Origin of the sequence: Bacillus tianshenii, assembly GCA_020524525.2 — a bacterium.
Classification (GTDB): Bacteria; Bacillota; Bacilli; order Bacillales; family Bacillaceae_N; genus Bacillus_AV.
Genome location: CP129018.1, coordinates 245,338 through 261,942, shown reverse-complemented (window position 1 = coordinate 261,942; position 16,605 = coordinate 245,338). Strand labels below are relative to the sequence as shown.

17 protein-coding genes are annotated in these 16,605 nt (G+C 38.5%); 11 read left to right on the top strand and 6 right to left on the bottom strand.

Features of this window, described 5'->3' with window-relative positions:
• The first annotated feature begins 157 nt into the window (after window positions 1-157).
• The 8 genes from LC040_01225 to LC040_01190 all read left to right on the top strand — a co-directional run bounded on the left by LC040_01225 (window position 158) and on the right by LC040_01190 (window position 10,345).
• Window positions 158-1,468, top strand: coding sequence for a globin-coupled sensor protein (locus LC040_01225; GenBank protein WLR51555.1), 1,311 nt, complete (start codon window positions 158-160; stop codon window positions 1,466-1,468).
• Window positions 1,469-1,693: 225 nt separating this feature from the next.
• A complete protein-coding gene (locus tag LC040_01220; GenBank protein WLR51554.1) occupies window positions 1,694-2,350 on the top strand; it encodes an ABC transporter permease in 657 nt (218 codons plus the stop codon).
• A gap of 19 nt (window positions 2,351-2,369) precedes the next feature.
• Window positions 2,370-3,335 carry an ABC transporter ATP-binding protein gene (locus LC040_01215; GenBank protein WLR51553.1) on the top strand — a complete coding sequence of 322 codons (966 nt, stop codon included), beginning with the start codon at window positions 2,370-2,372 and terminating at the stop codon, window positions 3,333-3,335.
• Between the two features lie 25 nt (window positions 3,336-3,360).
• A complete protein-coding gene (locus LC040_01210; GenBank protein WLR51552.1) occupies window positions 3,361-4,104 on the top strand; it encodes an ABC transporter permease in 744 nt (247 codons plus the stop codon).
• A gap of 91 nt (window positions 4,105-4,195) precedes the next feature.
• Window positions 4,196-5,119, top strand: coding sequence for a glycine betaine ABC transporter substrate-binding protein (locus LC040_01205; GenBank protein WLR51551.1), 924 nt, complete (start codon window positions 4,196-4,198; stop codon window positions 5,117-5,119).
• 84 nt (window positions 5,120-5,203) lie between these two features.
• Window positions 5,204-6,709 carry an asparagine synthase B gene (gene asnB / locus LC040_01200; protein WLR51550.1) on the top strand — a complete coding sequence of 502 codons (1,506 nt, stop codon included), beginning with the start codon at window positions 5,204-5,206 and terminating at the stop codon, window positions 6,707-6,709.
• 106 nt (window positions 6,710-6,815) lie between these two features.
• The gene (locus tag LC040_01195) at window positions 6,816-8,951 is read left to right on the top strand and encodes an ATP-binding protein (GenBank protein WLR51549.1); all 2,136 of its coding nucleotides are present in this window, start codon (window positions 6,816-6,818) and stop codon (window positions 8,949-8,951) included.
• A 2-nt stretch (window positions 8,952-8,953) separates the two neighbouring features.
• The gene (locus tag LC040_01190) at window positions 8,954-10,345 is read left to right on the top strand and encodes a sigma-54 dependent transcriptional regulator (protein ID WLR51548.1); all 1,392 of its coding nucleotides are present in this window, start codon (window positions 8,954-8,956) and stop codon (window positions 10,343-10,345) included.
• A 45-nt stretch (window positions 10,346-10,390) separates the two neighbouring features.
• Here the strand turns inward: LC040_01190 and LC040_01185 are convergent, their stop codons facing one another.
• The 3 genes from LC040_01185 to LC040_01175 all read right to left on the bottom strand — a co-directional run bounded on the left by LC040_01185 (window position 10,391) and on the right by LC040_01175 (window position 12,011).
• Window positions 10,391-10,702, bottom strand: coding sequence for a metal-sulfur cluster assembly factor (locus tag LC040_01185; protein WLR51547.1), 312 nt, complete (start codon window positions 10,700-10,702; stop codon window positions 10,391-10,393).
• 71 nt (window positions 10,703-10,773) lie between these two features.
• A complete protein-coding gene (locus LC040_01180; protein WLR51546.1) occupies window positions 10,774-11,565 on the bottom strand; it encodes an alpha/beta fold hydrolase in 792 nt (263 codons plus the stop codon).
• Between the two features lie 161 nt (window positions 11,566-11,726).
• Window positions 11,727-12,011: a hypothetical protein gene (locus LC040_01175; protein WLR51545.1), complete on the bottom strand. Its 285-nt coding sequence runs from the start codon at window positions 12,009-12,011 to the stop codon at window positions 11,727-11,729.
• A 194-nt stretch (window positions 12,012-12,205) separates the two neighbouring features.
• Between LC040_01175 and LC040_01170 the strand changes: the two genes are divergently transcribed.
• The 3 genes from LC040_01170 (at window position 12,206) to LC040_01160 (ending at window position 13,494) form a co-directional block, all read left to right on the top strand.
• The gene (locus LC040_01170) at window positions 12,206-13,024 is read left to right on the top strand and encodes a Cof-type HAD-IIB family hydrolase (GenBank protein WLR51544.1); all 819 of its coding nucleotides are present in this window, start codon (window positions 12,206-12,208) and stop codon (window positions 13,022-13,024) included.
• A 98-nt stretch (window positions 13,025-13,122) separates the two neighbouring features.
• Window positions 13,123-13,275 (top strand): hypothetical protein, encoded by a 153-nt coding sequence (locus tag LC040_01165; GenBank protein ID WLR51543.1) that lies wholly within the window; start codon window positions 13,123-13,125, stop codon window positions 13,273-13,275.
• A 3-nt stretch (window positions 13,276-13,278) separates the two neighbouring features.
• Window positions 13,279-13,494 (top strand): DUF3813 domain-containing protein, encoded by a 216-nt coding sequence (locus LC040_01160; GenBank protein ID WLR51542.1) that lies wholly within the window; start codon window positions 13,279-13,281, stop codon window positions 13,492-13,494.
• A 39-nt stretch (window positions 13,495-13,533) separates the two neighbouring features.
• On the opposite strand, the gene LC040_01155 is transcribed toward LC040_01160, so the two are convergent.
• The 3 genes from LC040_01155 to LC040_01145 form a co-directional block, all read right to left on the bottom strand.
• Window positions 13,534-14,487 (bottom strand): methyl-accepting chemotaxis protein, encoded by a 954-nt coding sequence (locus tag LC040_01155; protein ID WLR51541.1) that lies wholly within the window; start codon window positions 14,485-14,487, stop codon window positions 13,534-13,536.
• Between the two features lie 178 nt (window positions 14,488-14,665).
• Window positions 14,666-15,484 (bottom strand): BsuPI-related putative proteinase inhibitor, encoded by an 819-nt coding sequence (locus LC040_01150; GenBank protein WLR51540.1) that lies wholly within the window; start codon window positions 15,482-15,484, stop codon window positions 14,666-14,668.
• Window positions 15,485-15,550: 66 nt separating this feature from the next.
• Window positions 15,551-16,393 carry a YitT family protein gene (locus tag LC040_01145; protein WLR53164.1) on the bottom strand — a complete coding sequence of 281 codons (843 nt, stop codon included), beginning with the start codon at window positions 16,391-16,393 and terminating at the stop codon, window positions 15,551-15,553.
• Between the last annotated feature and the right edge of the window lie 212 nt (window positions 16,394-16,605).

Below are 16,605 nucleotides of genomic sequence, written 5' to 3'. Positions count from 1 at the left end.
TCGAAAAAAAGAGCTTATTGAGTGACGTGGATCACAACTGTGAATTTCCTCACAATTTTCGAATTATTTTTATTGCAAAATCTCGAGAAAAGGATCATACTAATATTATACAAAAGTTGTACATCAATTGAATTTTCACCTTATTGGAGGGATTAATATGTGGAGTCCATTTGCTAAACAAGCACCACCTGACTTTAAAGCTAAGATCGCTTTCCATACACACAGGCCTACGATAACGGCATTAGAACAAGCTGACCAAGAACGCACCGCCTATATGGGATTTCATGTTGAGCATTTGCAGACACTTCGTGAACTAAGTCCAATTGTAATGAGTCTATTAGATGAAATACTGGACACCATTATTGAACACTTGCTTCACTTCTCACCGTTAAAAAAAATTGCAGATACAAAGACAACTACACAGCGATTGAAGGACGTGTTCATTGCTTACTTTAAAAGTGTCTTTAGCGGAAATATTGATGAGCAATTTATCCAAATGAGAAAGCGAATTGGCGAGACACACAGCCGTAACGGCGTTCCAATTGATTGGTTTATCGCAACTTATTCAGCCATCTCATCTTTGCTTATTCCAAAAGTAGTCGAACACTTGCAGCAGGACCCCGTAAAACTTAGTCAAGCCCTGACAGCTGTTACGCATATTACAAACCTAGATTCACAACTTGTTGTAAACCATTATATGAAAATCAAAATGAATGAAATTGAAGAATACAATAAAGAGCAGCTTCTCCTTGCAAAGGATTTAACCGAAGTAAGTGAAGAACTAGCAGCATCTTTCCAAGAAACAGAAGCAACCATTAAGGATACTACTTCCAAAGCTCAACAAATTCGGAAAGATACAGAACAAACGAAGAAGAGCAGTGAAAACCTTGTCCACCTTACTTCTGAGAATGAAAAACAAATGATCCATCTTACTGAAACATTCCAAGGCTTGCGAACAGATGTGAAAGAGTCGCTTCGTTATACAGATTCTCTAAGTCATATTTCAAGTAAAATTACTAATATGACCCAAGAGATTGTAAATATCGCTGATCAAACAAACTTACTTGCTCTAAATGCTTCTATTGAAGCTGCTCGTGCTGGCGAGGAAGGCAGAGGCTTTGCAGTGGTGGCAGAAGAGGTTCGCAAACTAGCAGAAAACTCAAAGCATATGAGTAACGAAATTGTAAATCTTATTGAGGAAAATAACGCGACAATTCATGAGCTAGTAAATGGCATGAACAATATGGACACCTCGACTGAAAGCTCCAATGAACAAATGTCGAATGTCAAGAATGGCCTGCTGACAGTCAAAATGGAAATGAACCAGTACCTCGAGATGTTCGAACGAAACAAAAGAGATTTAAATGCTATCACAGAGTCCATTCAACAAATTCAATCAACAGCTGAGCAAGTCGGAAACCTCGCTTCTACATTAACTGAAAAAGCTGAAACATTATCACACGATTAAGCACCGAATGACTCGGTGCTTATTTTTTATGTCGTAAAAAAGTTTTTACAGATAGTTGTAAAAACTTTTTTACAGAAAAATCTTTTTACTCTGTTTATTCCCTTTCCCCCACTTCAACTAAACTGCTTCCTTCCCTTGATATGAAGGCATTTATAACAATTGTAGCAAAAGTTGGCACGATGCTTGCATTATAGAAAGTTGGAATCTAATCAGGAGGTGACAAGTTTGACGCTGCAAAGTTTACTTGATTTTATCGTAAATAACCAAACCCAAATTTATGACTATACATGGGAGCACTTTAAGCTCGTTGGATTAGCAATTCTTATATCTATTTCAATCGGTGTACCTCTTGGTATATACCTGACAACGAATGAAGAGCTTGCTGATACAATCTTACAGGCAGCAAACATTATGATGACCGTGCCAAGTATTGCTTTATTCGGTATTATGATGCCTTTGCTTTCGCTGATTAATCAAGGAATCGGCTTTGTTCCGGCATTAATTGCCCTCATTCTTTATTCACAATTACCTATAATTCGAAATACATATGTAGCCATTCGAAATGTTGATCCGGTCATTCGGGATGCGGCAATCGGAATTGGCATGAAAACATTTGAACGCATTCGAAAAGTAGAAATTCCAAACGCCCTGCCTCTTATTATGGCTGGTATTCGCCAGGCTGTTGTCTTGTGTATCGGTATTGGGGCGATTGCTGCTTTTATCGGTGCAGGTGGACTTGGCGTGATGATTAACCAAGGCATTTCCCGCTCCATCAGAGAAATGGTGGTAACTGGAGCTATTTCAATTTCAGTTCTTTCTATTATTGCAGACAGCTTGCTTGCTTTATTACAAAAGAGATTAACACCTAAAGGGTTGAAATAATCGTTAGAGAGGTGAAACGATGATTGATTTTAAAGACGTTACAAAAATATACGACGGAAAAGTAAAAGCATTAGAAAATATTAACTTCCATGTTCCTAAAGGAAATATTGTTGTATTCCTCGGCCCTTCTGGTTGCGGGAAAACAACCCTTCTTCGCATGGTAAACCGACTTGTTTCAATTACAGAGGGTGAGATCCTAATTGATGGACAGCCGAATACTTCATTGAATGAAATTGAACTTCGACGCAACATTGGATATGTCATCCAAAGCAACGGCTTATTCCCAAATATGACGATTGAAGAAAATGTTATGGCGGTACCTGACTTGCTTGGATGGGGCAAAAAAGAAAAGCGTGAACGGTTTGATTACTTGATGAACTTGATGGGCTTAGACCCGAAGGAATATCGGAAACGTTACCCTCATGAACTTTCCGGCGGACAACAACAGCGAATTGGAATTGCAAGAGCAATGGCTGCAGACCCGCCTGTTATGTTAATGGATGAGCCGTTTGGCGCGCTTGATCCAATTATTCGAAGCCACATTCAAGATGAGTTTCTACAAATTCAAAAAGAAGTCAAGAAAACAATTCTTTTCGTAAGCCATGATATTGACGAAGCAATTAAAATGGGCGACAAAATTTGTATTTTCAAAGATGGGCAGCTTATGCAATATGATACACCTTCTGATCTTTTAACAAGTCCAAACAATGATTTTGTTGAAACATTTATCGGGGATGACCGAGCACTGAAGAGCTTAAGTTTGCATACAACAGCCGATTTAATTGCTGAACAAGACTTACAACATGCAAATGCAAACATGAAAAACAAACAAATCCCTGTTCATACGAACTTACGGAATGCCATTTCAATGCTACTAAACCAAGAAGCAGATGAACTTCACATTACAGATGAACATAATGATGTCATCGGTGCCTTAACCTTAAATGATATTCAAACTTACTTGCATGAACATATTACTTCTTAATTCTTCGCACGAAAGGAGGAAAACAATGACACAAAAGAAGTTCATTGCCTTATCAGTTAAGGGCTTATTTGCAATCGGGATTGTTGCCTTCTTTATTTGGTCTTATACAGCAGACAGTTATGAAATTATCTTCATGTATCCAGAAGAATTTCTCTATCTGTTAAAGCAACACTTAAAACTCGTTACAGCTTCATCACTGCTGGCCATTCTTGTTGCCGTACCGCTCGGCATCCTTATTACACGGCCTCGCTTCAAAAAGCTGGAGTGGATTGTTTTAAATACTGCAAACCTTGGACAAACCATCCCGAGCCTTGCCATACTGGCCTTAGTGATGTCTTTCTTAGGTACAGGGTTTTATTCATCTATCTTTGCCTTGTTTGCGTATTCGATTTTGCCTATTTTGCAAAATACAGCTGTTGGGCTAAGTTCAATTGACCCTGAAATTATGGACTCTGCAAAAGGAATGGGCTACACGCCTCGGCAAACATTATGGCGAATTGAAATTCCAAATGCCATTTATTCAATTATGGCAGGTATTCGTACAGCATTAGTTATGAATATCGGAACGGCCGCTCTTGCATATTTAGTTGGCGGCAGCGGCTTCGGTGATTGGATTTTCACAGGGATCGTCATGGATGACCACAGCTACCTTCTTTCAGGAGCTGTACCCGTAACACTTATGGCCATTCTTACCGACCGAATTTTACGCTTAGTTGAAATGAAAGTAACACCAAAAGGATTACAACGCTCTACAAAGATTGCTAGCTAATCTATTTATTAAATGAATAGATTAGTGCGCCTACAGCGGAAATCAACCGCCGCGATTAACAGAGCCTATTTTATATAAGGGGGAAAAAGAAATGAAAAAACTTTTAACATTAGCGATGCTGTTGCTTCTTTCCTTAACAGTTATGACTGGATGTGGAGAAGAATCAGCAGAAAAGAGTGCAGAAACAGATAACGATAAGAAAATCGTCGTCGGTGCCAAAAACTTTACGGAGCAATTCCTATTAGCAAAGATTACGACACTTTACTTGAAGGAAAATGGATATCAGGTGGAAGAGAAAAACAATATGGGAAGCGAAGTACTTCGCAAAGCACTTGCAAACGAACAAGTCGACCTTTATTGGGAGTACACAGGAACATCCTTAGTAAATTATAACGACCAAGAGCCTGTGGCAAATGGTGATAAAGCATATGAAAAAGTAAAAGAGTTAGATAAAGAGCAAGATATTGTTTGGTTAAATAAATCAGATATTAACAACACGTATTCCTTGATTATGCGTCAAGATAAGGCAGAGAAGTTAGGAATCAAATCAATTCAAGACTTAGCTGACTATATGAAGGATAACGAACTAACAATCGCTTCAAATGCTGAATTTGCTACACGTCCTGATGGCCTGCGCGGTGTCCAAAAGGAATATGATTTCCGTTTCAAGCCAGCAAACATTGTAAAAATGGACTCTGGCCTTGTGTATGAAGCACTTAAAAATGAACAAGTTGATGTTTCAGTTGGATTTGCTACAGACAGCCGTATTAAGAAGTTTGACTTAATGATTCTAGAAGATACAAAAGAATTCTTCCCAGCTTATAATGCAGCCATTACAATTCGCCAAGGTGTGCTTGATAATAACCCTGAATTAAAAGAATTACTTCAACCACTTGCCGAAAAGCTTGATACTGAAAAAATGACAAACCTAAACTATCAAGTCGATGTCGAACAGAAGAATGCAACAGAAGTAGCTCGTAAATGGCTAAAGGATAATGATTTACTCCAAAAATAATTTCTTATATGGAGTCCTGCCCTTTAAAGGGCGGCTCCTAACTTTTATACCTTTTTCAAAACCACAAATGAGGTGACGTTTACTATGTGCGGCATATTTGCCACAACCGGAGATCTTACCAACCAATTGATGAATGATGTACTACAAAGTATGAAACACCGCGGACCTGACGAAGGTTCAGATATCCTTCTTGAAAACTTCCATCTAGGCCATCAACGGCTATCTATTATCGGCGTTGAAGATGGCATTCAACCAATCCCTAACGAAACAAAAACAAAATGGATTGTATGTAACGGAGAAATTTATAATTATAAGCAATTGAAAGATTCATTGCCTGCGAATACGACTTACTTAAGAGAAAGTGACAGCGAAGTTGTGTTAAAGCTGTATGAAGAAAAAGGCACAGAGGCTGTTCATGCTCTAGATGGTATGTTTGCTTTCTTTATCGCTGATGAAGAGCAAAATACCTTCATAGCAGCTAGAGATACATTAGGGATCAAACCCCTCTATTACGGAAAAACCTCTGATGATCATTATGTGTTTGCTTCTGAACTGAAAACATTATATTTAGTTACGGAAGATGTCAATGAATTTCCAGCTGGTTATTATTTTACACCTGAAGAAGGATTCGTTTGTTATAACGAAATTAAGAACCCTGCTGAAGAAAATTGGATGTCAGATGAACAAATGATTACAGCTGAAGTCCAACAAACATTGACACGTGCTGTACGAAAACGCTTATTAGCTGATGTTGAAGTTGGTGTACTTTTAAGCGGTGGGCTTGATAGCAGCTTAATCGCTGCCATTGCAGCTAAATACCATAAAGGGAACAATCCTCTAAAATCATTTTGTGTCGGTTCAAAAGATTCGATGGATATCCAGCGTGCACGAGATGTAGCAAAGGAAATCGGAACAGAACATCATGAATATATCTACACCCAAGAAGAATTAATTGAAGCACTTCCAAAAGTCATCTATCATTTAGAGTCTTATGAGCCTTCCCTCGTTCGGAGCGCTCTGCCAAACTATTTTATCTCTAAGCTTGCAGCAGAGCATGTAAAAGTTATTTTATCTGGAGAAGGGGCTGATGAGCTATTCAGCGGCTACGCTTATTTGGAGAAGTTCACGGACACTCAGGAACTGAATGATGAACTACTAAATATTATTAATACGCTTCATAACATTAACTTACAGCGTGCTGACCGAATGAGTATGGCCCACTCTCTTGAGCTTCGCGTCCCATTCCTTGACTTAGAAATGATTGAATGTGGTCTTCGTATTCCAGCAGAATACAAGATTCAAAATGAAAATGCGATTGAAAAACGAATCTTACGACAGTCATTTGAAGGTTATATACCAGAACATGTGCTATGGCGTAAGAAAGAAGAATTCTCAGAAGGAAGCGGCGCTAAGGAACTAATGGATGAATATGCTGAAAAAGCCATTACAGATGCAGAGTTTAATGAAGTAAAGGCGAATGCTGAAGTTCCGATTCGCAGTAAGCAAGAATGCTTGTACTACCAAATTTACCGCAAGCAATTTCCACAAGACTCCGCTCTGAAGACGGTTGGCAGATGGGCAACTGCATAAATGCGACACAAAAACTCTCACCTTGTGGGAGTTTTTTGTTATCCGCCCCCCCCTTACCTCAAGCCTGCTTTCTTCGTTATAATAAGAAAGGTAGAAAGGAGCTCCTATGAAATTCACACTACCAAAAGGTGTCACACTTCGATTTCTCATATTCGGCTTTTTATTTGTATTTATTCCATTAACGGTGACATTTATCTTTGCAGTTGTGTTATCCGAGGATACGTTACAAGAACAGCAAAAGAAACAAGCACTTGCATCCATTAAAACGACTGCTTCAAAAACAGACCAGCTCCTGCTCCAAAAACTCAATACCCTTAAAGTAAATGTAGCTAAATTCAACGACCGACCAGAAGGTTTTTCTTATCTATATAAGAATTTGGATATATTGGCGAGTCAAGACCCTATTCTTTACGATATCTTTGTGTTCAATAATGAAAACAAGCTGATGCACTATTCTCCAATTCGAACATCTACAATTACGATATCAAAAGACATGAAATTACAATTAGAGGACTTGTCATGGTGCCGCTGCAGTTTCGTTTCAGGAGAAATACAACAAACGAGAAAAGGTAGTTTCATTCTTCTAAATATCCCGATTCAAGAACATTATAAGAGCACGTTGCATGGAAAAGTCATTGCCCGTATTAAAGCAGGTGATCTACAAAAGTATTATCAAAATAATATCATCGGAGAGAACGGAAGAACGATTTTACTTGATACACAAGGAACCGTATTAATGGATACAACTTCTAAAGAGACAATCGGCAAGAATTTGCAGAGCTTATCATTCTATCAGGATATCTATTTAGAAAAGAAAGGTGTCTTCTATGGTAGCTTTTTGAATGAGGAAGCACTCATTGCCCATTTCCCAGTTGACCACTTTCCTTTCACTGCAATTACAGTTCAACCAAAAAGTGAAGCGAATTCACCTGTCTATACATTAACTCGTGTTTTAACAATTGGTTGGTTAGCTATCTTTGCACTTGGCATTTTATTTTTATTTATCGGAACGAAAATCATTTCAAAACCAATTAAGCAATTAACACAACAAGCATCTAGTTACGCTCTCGGAGAGAAATGGCAGCTGGCCATTCTAAGGGAAAAAGATGAACTAAAAACATTAGAAAATACGATGCATTACATGGCGAAAAGCTTAAAGGCGAAAGAAGAACACCTTCAACATATTTTAGAATCCTTTCCCTTCGGTGTTATTACGATGAATACGGATGGAAATGTGACTTCTATTAATAAATCAGGTGCAGACTTGCTTGGTATGAAGAAAGAAGAAATTATTGATAAGCCAATCCACCACCTACCGTTACCATTGAAAAAACATTTAATAACCTGTAAAGAAGCATCTAATCGATACGAAGGTCTTGAAGATGAATATACCTATACCGCTCTTAGTAAGAAGAAAGTAACGATGAAACGCTCGAGCTCACCGCTACTCGATGAAAACGAGCAAATTATCGGAGTTGTTACAACATTTTGGGATATCACAAGGGTTAAGCAGCTAAAGAAACACTTACAGCGCTCTGAACAGCTGCGAGCAATTGGACAAATGACTGCAGGACTTGCTCATGAAATTAAGAACCCGCTTGGTACAATCCAAATGGCAAGCGATGTCGTTGAAAGTGAACTGAACGAATTGAAGCAAGAGTATAACTTAAGTGAAGAGTCAACTGAGCTTTTTGAAGAAACAATTACAGATATCCAAGACGAAATAAAACGGCTTGATGATATTGTTCGAAGGTTTCTACGTTTCAGCCGCTCACGTTCAAAGGCTGAACAAGAAATTAATTTAACGCAAGTCTTAAAGGAACTGCTTCAGCTTCTTTCACATCAATTTAAACGAAATAATATGAAAGTTGAAGCCAATTTGCCAAGCAAGCCTTGTATGATGATTGGCGATCGGAATCAATTGATCCAAAGTTTCTTGAATATCATTTTAAATAGCATTGAAGCCTCCAAGGAAGACAAGCGGCTTATCATTTCCTTGACTGAAAATGACGGCATGTTTGAATGCTGCTTCGAGGATAATGGAGTCGGAATGGAAGAAACGAAAATCGAACGAATATTCAACCCATTTTATTCCACGAAACAAGAAGGTACGGGATTAGGCTTATGGATTACGCATGAGATGATTTCAGCTCATAACGGCCATATCGAAGTTGAAAGTGCCCCGAATCAAGGTACAACGTTTACCGTTTACTTACCAAAATTAGAAAATAAGGAGCACTGAACATGGAACAGACGATCTTGTTTGTAGAAGATAACGATAAATTTCGGCGTTTAACAGCCCGAACACTTAAGAAAGAAGGATATGTGGTATACGAAGCTGCAACAGGTGAACAGGCTGAGAAGCTAATAAGTACCCAGCCTGTTCATGTTGCATTGTTAGATATTATGCTCCCAGATACGACAGGCTTGAAGCTGTTGAAGAAATGGAAAGAAGATTATCCGAAGACTACATTTATCCTTTGCACAGCTTATGGAGATATTGAAGATGCTGTGCATGCAATGAAGCTAGGTGCATTTGATTATTTAACAAAACCAATCAAAGCAGATGAATTACGTCAAGTCATGCAGCGAACATTTGAGTGGAGACAAAACCACCAAGCTTCAGAAGACACCTCTACCCAAGTTGAGCAAACCCATAACCTGCATGGAATGATAGGAAAAAGTGAAGAAATGAAAAATGTCTTTAAGATGATTGAGCGAGTTGCACCTCAAGATGTGACCGTTCTCTTACAAGGTGAAAGCGGAACTGGGAAATCCCGTTGTGCTAACGCCATTCATCTTGAAAGCAACCGTCATAATAAACCATTTATTAAAGTAAATTGTGCCGCCATTCCAGCCCACTTACTTGAAAGCGAACTATTTGGTTACGAAAAAGGCGCGTTCACAGGCGCGTTACAAGCACAAAAAGGAAAATGTGCAGCTGCTGATGACGGGACGCTGTTTTTAGATGAAATTGGCGAAATCCCGCTTGACCTGCAAGCAAAACTTCTTCAGTTTACCCAAGATAAAACATTCACACCTCTGGGTAGTACTGCGGAACGGTCTGTTGATATTCGCCTTATTGCCGCTACGAATCGAAACTTGTGGGAAATGGTACAGAATGGAGAGTTTCGAGAGGATTTATATTATCGACTAAATATTGTTCGAATTGAGCTTCCTCCATTACGAGAAAGAAAAGAAGATTTACCAGATATCATTGGTCAGTTTCTTCAACAGCATGAAACCGAGCATCAGCGACACTATACGATTTCAGAAGACTTACGAAAAGAACTTATTCGTTATGAGTGGCCAGGAAACATTCGAGAGCTTCAAAATGCTTTAGCACGTGCTACTGCCTTAAGTGCTACAGAAAACCTTCAACTTGAAGATTTTCCCGAAGAAATCACCTCTTATACAGGTGAAGAAGACACCTCTACATTTGAATATGAGCAAATTACAGAAGAAGATTTTTCATTACCTATTCATTTAAATAGCGTGGAGAAAAAAGTAATCGAGGATTCCCTTACTTATTCAAATGGAAACCAAGCACAAGCAGCAGAACTCCTCGGTATATCACGCCAGAGCTTATTATATAAAGTAAAAAAACATGATATCGACCTCTCACAGTTCATATAAAAAAGGTGAGCCCTCACATCCATGAAGGGCTCACCTTTTTTACAATTAATCTGCAACGCCAAGTGCAATTTTTGCATAACGAGACATTTTGTCTTTTGTCCAAGGCGGGTTCCAAACGATATTTACTTTTGTATCCTTTACTTCAGGCAAGTCAGCAAGCGCACGGTGTACTTCGCTTTCGATTTGGCCTGCTAGCGGGCAGCCCATTGCTGTCAGCGTCATTGTTACCTCTGCGACACCTTCATCATCCAAATCTACCCCGTATACAAGACCAAGATTTACAATATCCACACCCAATTCAGGGTCAATTACGTTCTCTAATGCACCCATTAAGCTTTCTTCCATTGCTTTATCCATTGTACAAAACTCCTTTCCACTGTTACGGTGTTAGTTTCATTATAGACGAAACAGCGCAATTTTTAAAATCATCACGATTGCTTCTCGGTAACTTTTTGATTCATTAAATGTTTTTCAAACCATTCTACAGTTGCCAATACCCCTTCACGTGACACTTTATGTCCAGCTTTCTCATCTTCGATAAATTCTGTTATTGCGTCTGGATAAGCAGAACGGAGATTATAATAAAAATCATTTGCATGCTCAAATGGAACTACTTGATCGAGCTTTCCGTGCCAGAAAAGCAGCGGAACGTCACACGCCTTCTCCAACTGAGCAGAAAGATCGTAAGGCTTCAAGCTAGCAATTTGCTTTTCAATTTCTGTTTCATCTAACGGCACTGGTGCCCCGCTTTTCTTAATACCGTCCATTTGCCAACGAGAAAAGCTTTCATATGAAGGGTTACCCATTAACGAAACAGCACTTTGAATCCAATCATATTGTGTTAACGCACCAAGCGTAACAATACCACCCATTGAAGTTCCAACAAGGCCAATCTTATCTTCTTCTATAAATTCTTTTGCCGTATAGTATTCCTTTATTGCTTCAAGTTCATGAATGGTATGTATAACTATTTTCCAGAATGAAAACATTAAGTCTTCTTCACTCAAGCCTTCATCCCGATCACCATGATGCAAAGCTTCAGGCAAAAGAACGCGTATACCTGCTTCTGCAAGGTAATATGCCACATGTAAATTATGCTCTTTCGCACTTGTAAAACCGTGTACAAAGATGACAGTTGGCAGCTTCTGATGCATTTTTTCTTGCTGAACGACATGAAGCAACGGTATACCTGCTGGTTGTTCTTTGTCTAATACGATCATGAGTCAATCTCCTTTTTTCAGAGGTTCTGCTTTCCATTATCGCATGTTTTAATGACAAAACAAAATGAACAACCTATGTTTCCAGATTAGCTTCACGATTATTTTATTCAAATCCAATTTTTCAGTAACAAAAAAGCTCGACATCTGCCGAGCTTTTCTAGTTAGTATGTTTCTTGTTCATGCTGTTCTGCATATTTATAGTTGTGGTAGTAGTTAGGTCCGAATTGGGAACCTTCTGAAACCATTTTATTGTTCTCTAAGTCTTCAGGGCTGGACTTTCCTGCTTTTTCAATTGGAAGAGAATCTTCACGGTCAGAATTTTGCTTTTTAATTTTGTCCGTTACTTTTGATGTTGCTGTTTGAAGCTTGTCCTTGTTCATAACAGCTGTCACTGCTGTAGCTGCTCCTACGCCTGCCAACATTGCTACAGTACGTCTTCTCATCATTAACTTCCTCCTTTAAGTTTTACCTCTTATAATCTAAGTACCCACCCTTTCATTCCCTAAAACATTCCCAACAAAATTACGCCTGCTCAAGCATCTCTTTACACTTAGATAACATTCTTGCTTTATAATGGGAATAAGCTACCTATATAGCCATAATAGCAAGCTACTTTAGAGAAGGGACTGATTACCGAATTATGAGAGATCGCCATTTAATCGTATTAGATTTAGACGGAACGCTATTAACTGATGAAAAACTCATTTCAAAGCGGACAAAACAGACTCTTTTCGAAGCGAGAAAACAAGGGCATGTTGTCATGATTGCAACAGGCAGACCTTACCGAGCAAGTAAAATGTATTATGATCAGCTTGAATTAAATACACCTATTGTTAACTTTAATGGTGCCCACATTCATCACCCTCTCGATAATGATTGGGGTAACTATCATACAACGCTTTCTAAGGAAACAACAAAACGGATTGTTCGAGCCTGCGAAGAATTCGGAATTAAAAATATTATCGCGGAAGTTTTAGATAAAGTATATTTTCATTACCATGACGAAGCGATTATTAATTTATTCAACCTAGGCGACCCTGAAATCCAATCAGGGAAGCTCGACGAATTGTTAACTGAAGAACCGACATCATTGCTGATTTACCCTGACCTTGATAAAGTAAATACGATTCGTGAGCACTTAACAGACGCACATGCTGAAGTCATCGAGCACCGCAAATGGGCTGCCCCATGGCATGTTATTGAAATTGTAAAAAAAGGTATCCATAAAGCCGTCGGTGTTGAAAGAGTGGCTAATTATTATAATATTCCACGTGAGCGGATTATTGCGTTCGGAGATGAAGATAATGACTTAGAAATGATTGAATATGCCGGTACCGGTGTTGCCATGGATAACGCGATTGATGAATTAAAAGCTGTCAGTAATACAGTTACAGCTTCAAATGAAGATGATGGTATTGCCCAATTTCTTGAAGAAGCCTTGTCGCTTACAGTCAAATAAGGACTCCCATTCATTGCCGTTCATGTCCCTCTACAGAACGGACAAACTAACAATGAGTCAAATGAATGACTCACTTTAACTATCTGGGGGGAATTCGCTTGAGCAAACGCAATAAGTCAAAACGTTTTGCACAACAGAGCGCTGATGCTGTCAAAAAACATGATGAACGTATTCCGTACTACTCCACTATGGAGGAAGCACAACAGCGAAAAGAAAAGTTAATTGATGAAACATCATTAGGGAGTCTCTAAACGATGAGCAATAAACTTTTCCAACTAGCAGAAGAAGCCGTTCATCGTGCTGAACAAGCTGTGCAACAACCACAGTCTGACGCAGAGACACAACAAGCTCTAGCCACAGCGAAAAACAACCTTTCATCAGCTTTTGCTCAATCTTCTAACGCTGAACGTGCTCAATTACGTGAGTTACAGCAGAAGCTTGACCAAGCTGCTTCCTCAATAAAACATTAAACATATGAAAAGGCGTGAGGTTTATTCCCCACGCCTTTTCTATTTCATACTGCTAATCATATTTATTTCGTTAACCAGTTTCGTATCAACTTCCTGTGCATCCTCAATATGATGAATGAGCGCGGTATTGATTTCTTCAAACAATTCTTGCGTTGTCGCAATTTCTTCCATAACGTTTTTGCTGTAAGTTTTTTGTTCTTGAATTGTGTCAAGCACGTCTCCTACTTCTCCACGGACAGTCGCAATAACCTGTTGGATGTATTTAATTTTTTCCGTGGTTGTCGTACTCATCTCAATGCCTTCATTTACGAATTTTATACTGCCTTGCGTATCTTGAAGCGCTTCTTCGATTTCCTGTTGAATTCGTTTCGTCAAATCATCAATATGCTTTGTACTTTGAGCTGTATTTTCAGCTAGCTTCCTCACTTCGTTGGCCACAACAGCAAATCCTTTGCCGTGTTCTCCAGCCCGTGCAGCTTCGATGGAAGCATTTAAAGCAAGTAAGTTCGTTTGTTCAGCAATTTCATTAATAACTTTCACAATTTCTTCAATCTCTTTTGAACGAACACCGAGCTGGGTCATGCTTTTCGATGTTTCTTGCGAGTGATCTCCAAGCTGCTTAATTAACGCCTCCACCTTGCTGACGGCTTCGAGACCTTCTTGTGATTGTTTTACCATTTCATTTGTGGAGCTGATAAGTGTTTCACCTTTTTGCTCCATCGTTTCTGAATTATCATTTGATTGCTGACTTAAATCATTAACTGTATTAAACCGGTCTTTCAGCTTTCGGACAAGCTCATCTAATAAATGATGCTGGCCATTTACAGCCTCATGCTTTTTCACTGTTGATGTTAAATCATTATATAAATCCTCTAGGAAAGATTTCATTTTTACATTTGGCTCATTTTCGGTTCTTTTAGCTTTTGCTAATTCTGCTTTCAACTCTTCAATTTCGTCCCTTAACCGTTTATTCTCTGATTTTAAACCAAACAATATATTTCCCCCATTCTTCTCCTTTTGTTATTGAAAGAATTAAACCTTTTGAAATAACAGGAAAAGGATACTAATTATTCTATATATACTATACCATTATTCCCATTTTTTATCTTTGTCTTTAAAAATTTATCAAACAAAAAAAGCCGAGGAAAACGCCCCGACTTTTCTAGTCATTTTAATTTAAATCTTTTTGAATATCATCGACTTTAATAGTTGTTACATTCGTTGGTTGTCCATCTTTTGCTGACTTTTCATAAAGAACTAATGTTACCGTACCGTTAACAGGAAGATCTTCTTTTGGAATATCTAATTCAATAGTAAAAGGAGACCAATTCGGTGCACCTTGCTTCACGTCAACTTTTGTTTCCTCCACAAGGTATTCATGACCTTCTTCTACTGAGTAGAAAAATACTCCTTCAAATACACGAGCTTCACCTGTAATTGAATACTTTCCTTCATCACCTTCAACTTGTAGGTTTTTGAAGGCTGTTCCTTGCTCTTCGATTTCGAATGTCTTTGAGATTTCAAATGTCTTTTCTGATACTTCCTCGCCATTTACTTTTGCAGGCATTAATGTAATTGTCGCTTCATAAGTACCACTCTTTGCATCTTGAGGTGTCCATTCTTCATGCCATGTCATTGATTCTCCAGCTTGAAGTGTTTTCTCTTCAATAGCTTCTGTAAAAGCCTGGTCTTTAGAATAACGGTACACTTCTTCATTCTCTTCATTTGTTACCACAATTTCATATTGTTGGCCAGATGTGTACGTTAATTCTGCATCCTCACTACCGTTATTCGCAAGCTCCATATCAAACATAACTGCCTTACCGCTTTGGTGAATATCTGCAGAGGCACCTAATGATTCTAAGGTTTCTTCTGCTGCTTGGGCTTCGTCTTGAGGTTTATCTTCCGCTGGTGGATTTTCATCTTCTGCTGTTTGCCCACAACCTGCTAACAATATGCCGGTTAATATAACAGCTAAAAACTTTTTCATAATGATTGCACTCCTTTCCATTTCTATTGTATTCCTCCAGAGGAAAAAGTGAAAGTTACAATTTGATTAATCTCTCCTGAAAAATCCAAAGATTCCAGTCGTCTGAACGATATTTGTAAACGCTGAAGGGTCAACCTCATGGATAATTTGTTCTAGATCGAACAGTTCGTACCGTGTAATTACCATAATAAGCATTTCTTTTTCTTCCTTTGAAAATGCTCCCCGAGCTGGCACAGTCGTAATTCCACGGACTAGCTTGCTATGGATTGCTTTCTCAAGATCTTCAGCTTTCTTTGTAATAATCATAGCTGTTAGCTTTTCATGACGAGTATGGATCGCATCAATTACACGAGTTGAGACATATAATGTCACAAGTGTATAGAGCGCTTTTTCCCAACCGAATAGGAGACCTGCTGCCCCTGTTATCACAGAATTCATAAGCAAGAAATAAATTCCAATTGGGCGATCTTTCATACGAGAAATAATCATCGCAATAATATCCATACCACCAGTTGAAGCACCCCATTTGAGTGTGAAACCGATACCGATGGCTGCCACAACACCGCCGAATACAGCATTTAATAAGATATCTGGCGACAATGAAGTAACTGGAATAATTTGCATGAAAATACTCGTAAAGACAACATTAATAAAGCTATAAACAGTAAAGCTCTTACCAACTTTCTTCCAGCCAAGAATGGCAACCGGAATATTCATGAGCAAGAGCAAAATACCTGTAATATCATCTATAGGAAGTACTCTCATTAATAAACTAGATGTTAATTGGGCGATACCCGTAAAGCCGCTGGCATAAACATTTGCTGGAATTAGAAACAAATTCATGGCAACCGCATTTAACATTGCCCCGAATATAACAACAGCGACTTTTTTCGCCTCCATCCACACCATCAACATTAACTCCTCCTTTTTACATTGCATGTTTTATATGTTAAGTAACATATCCTCAAATTTGCCTTTCTCATTATAACGACTCTCTCTCAATGTTTAAATCATTTCTTTTATTTTTTGACAACAAATCGTATAATTTTTTAAATTCTTCTTCATTGCTTGCATAATTTATTCCTCTTTCGTTGAAAAATCAACTATACAGACTTAAAATA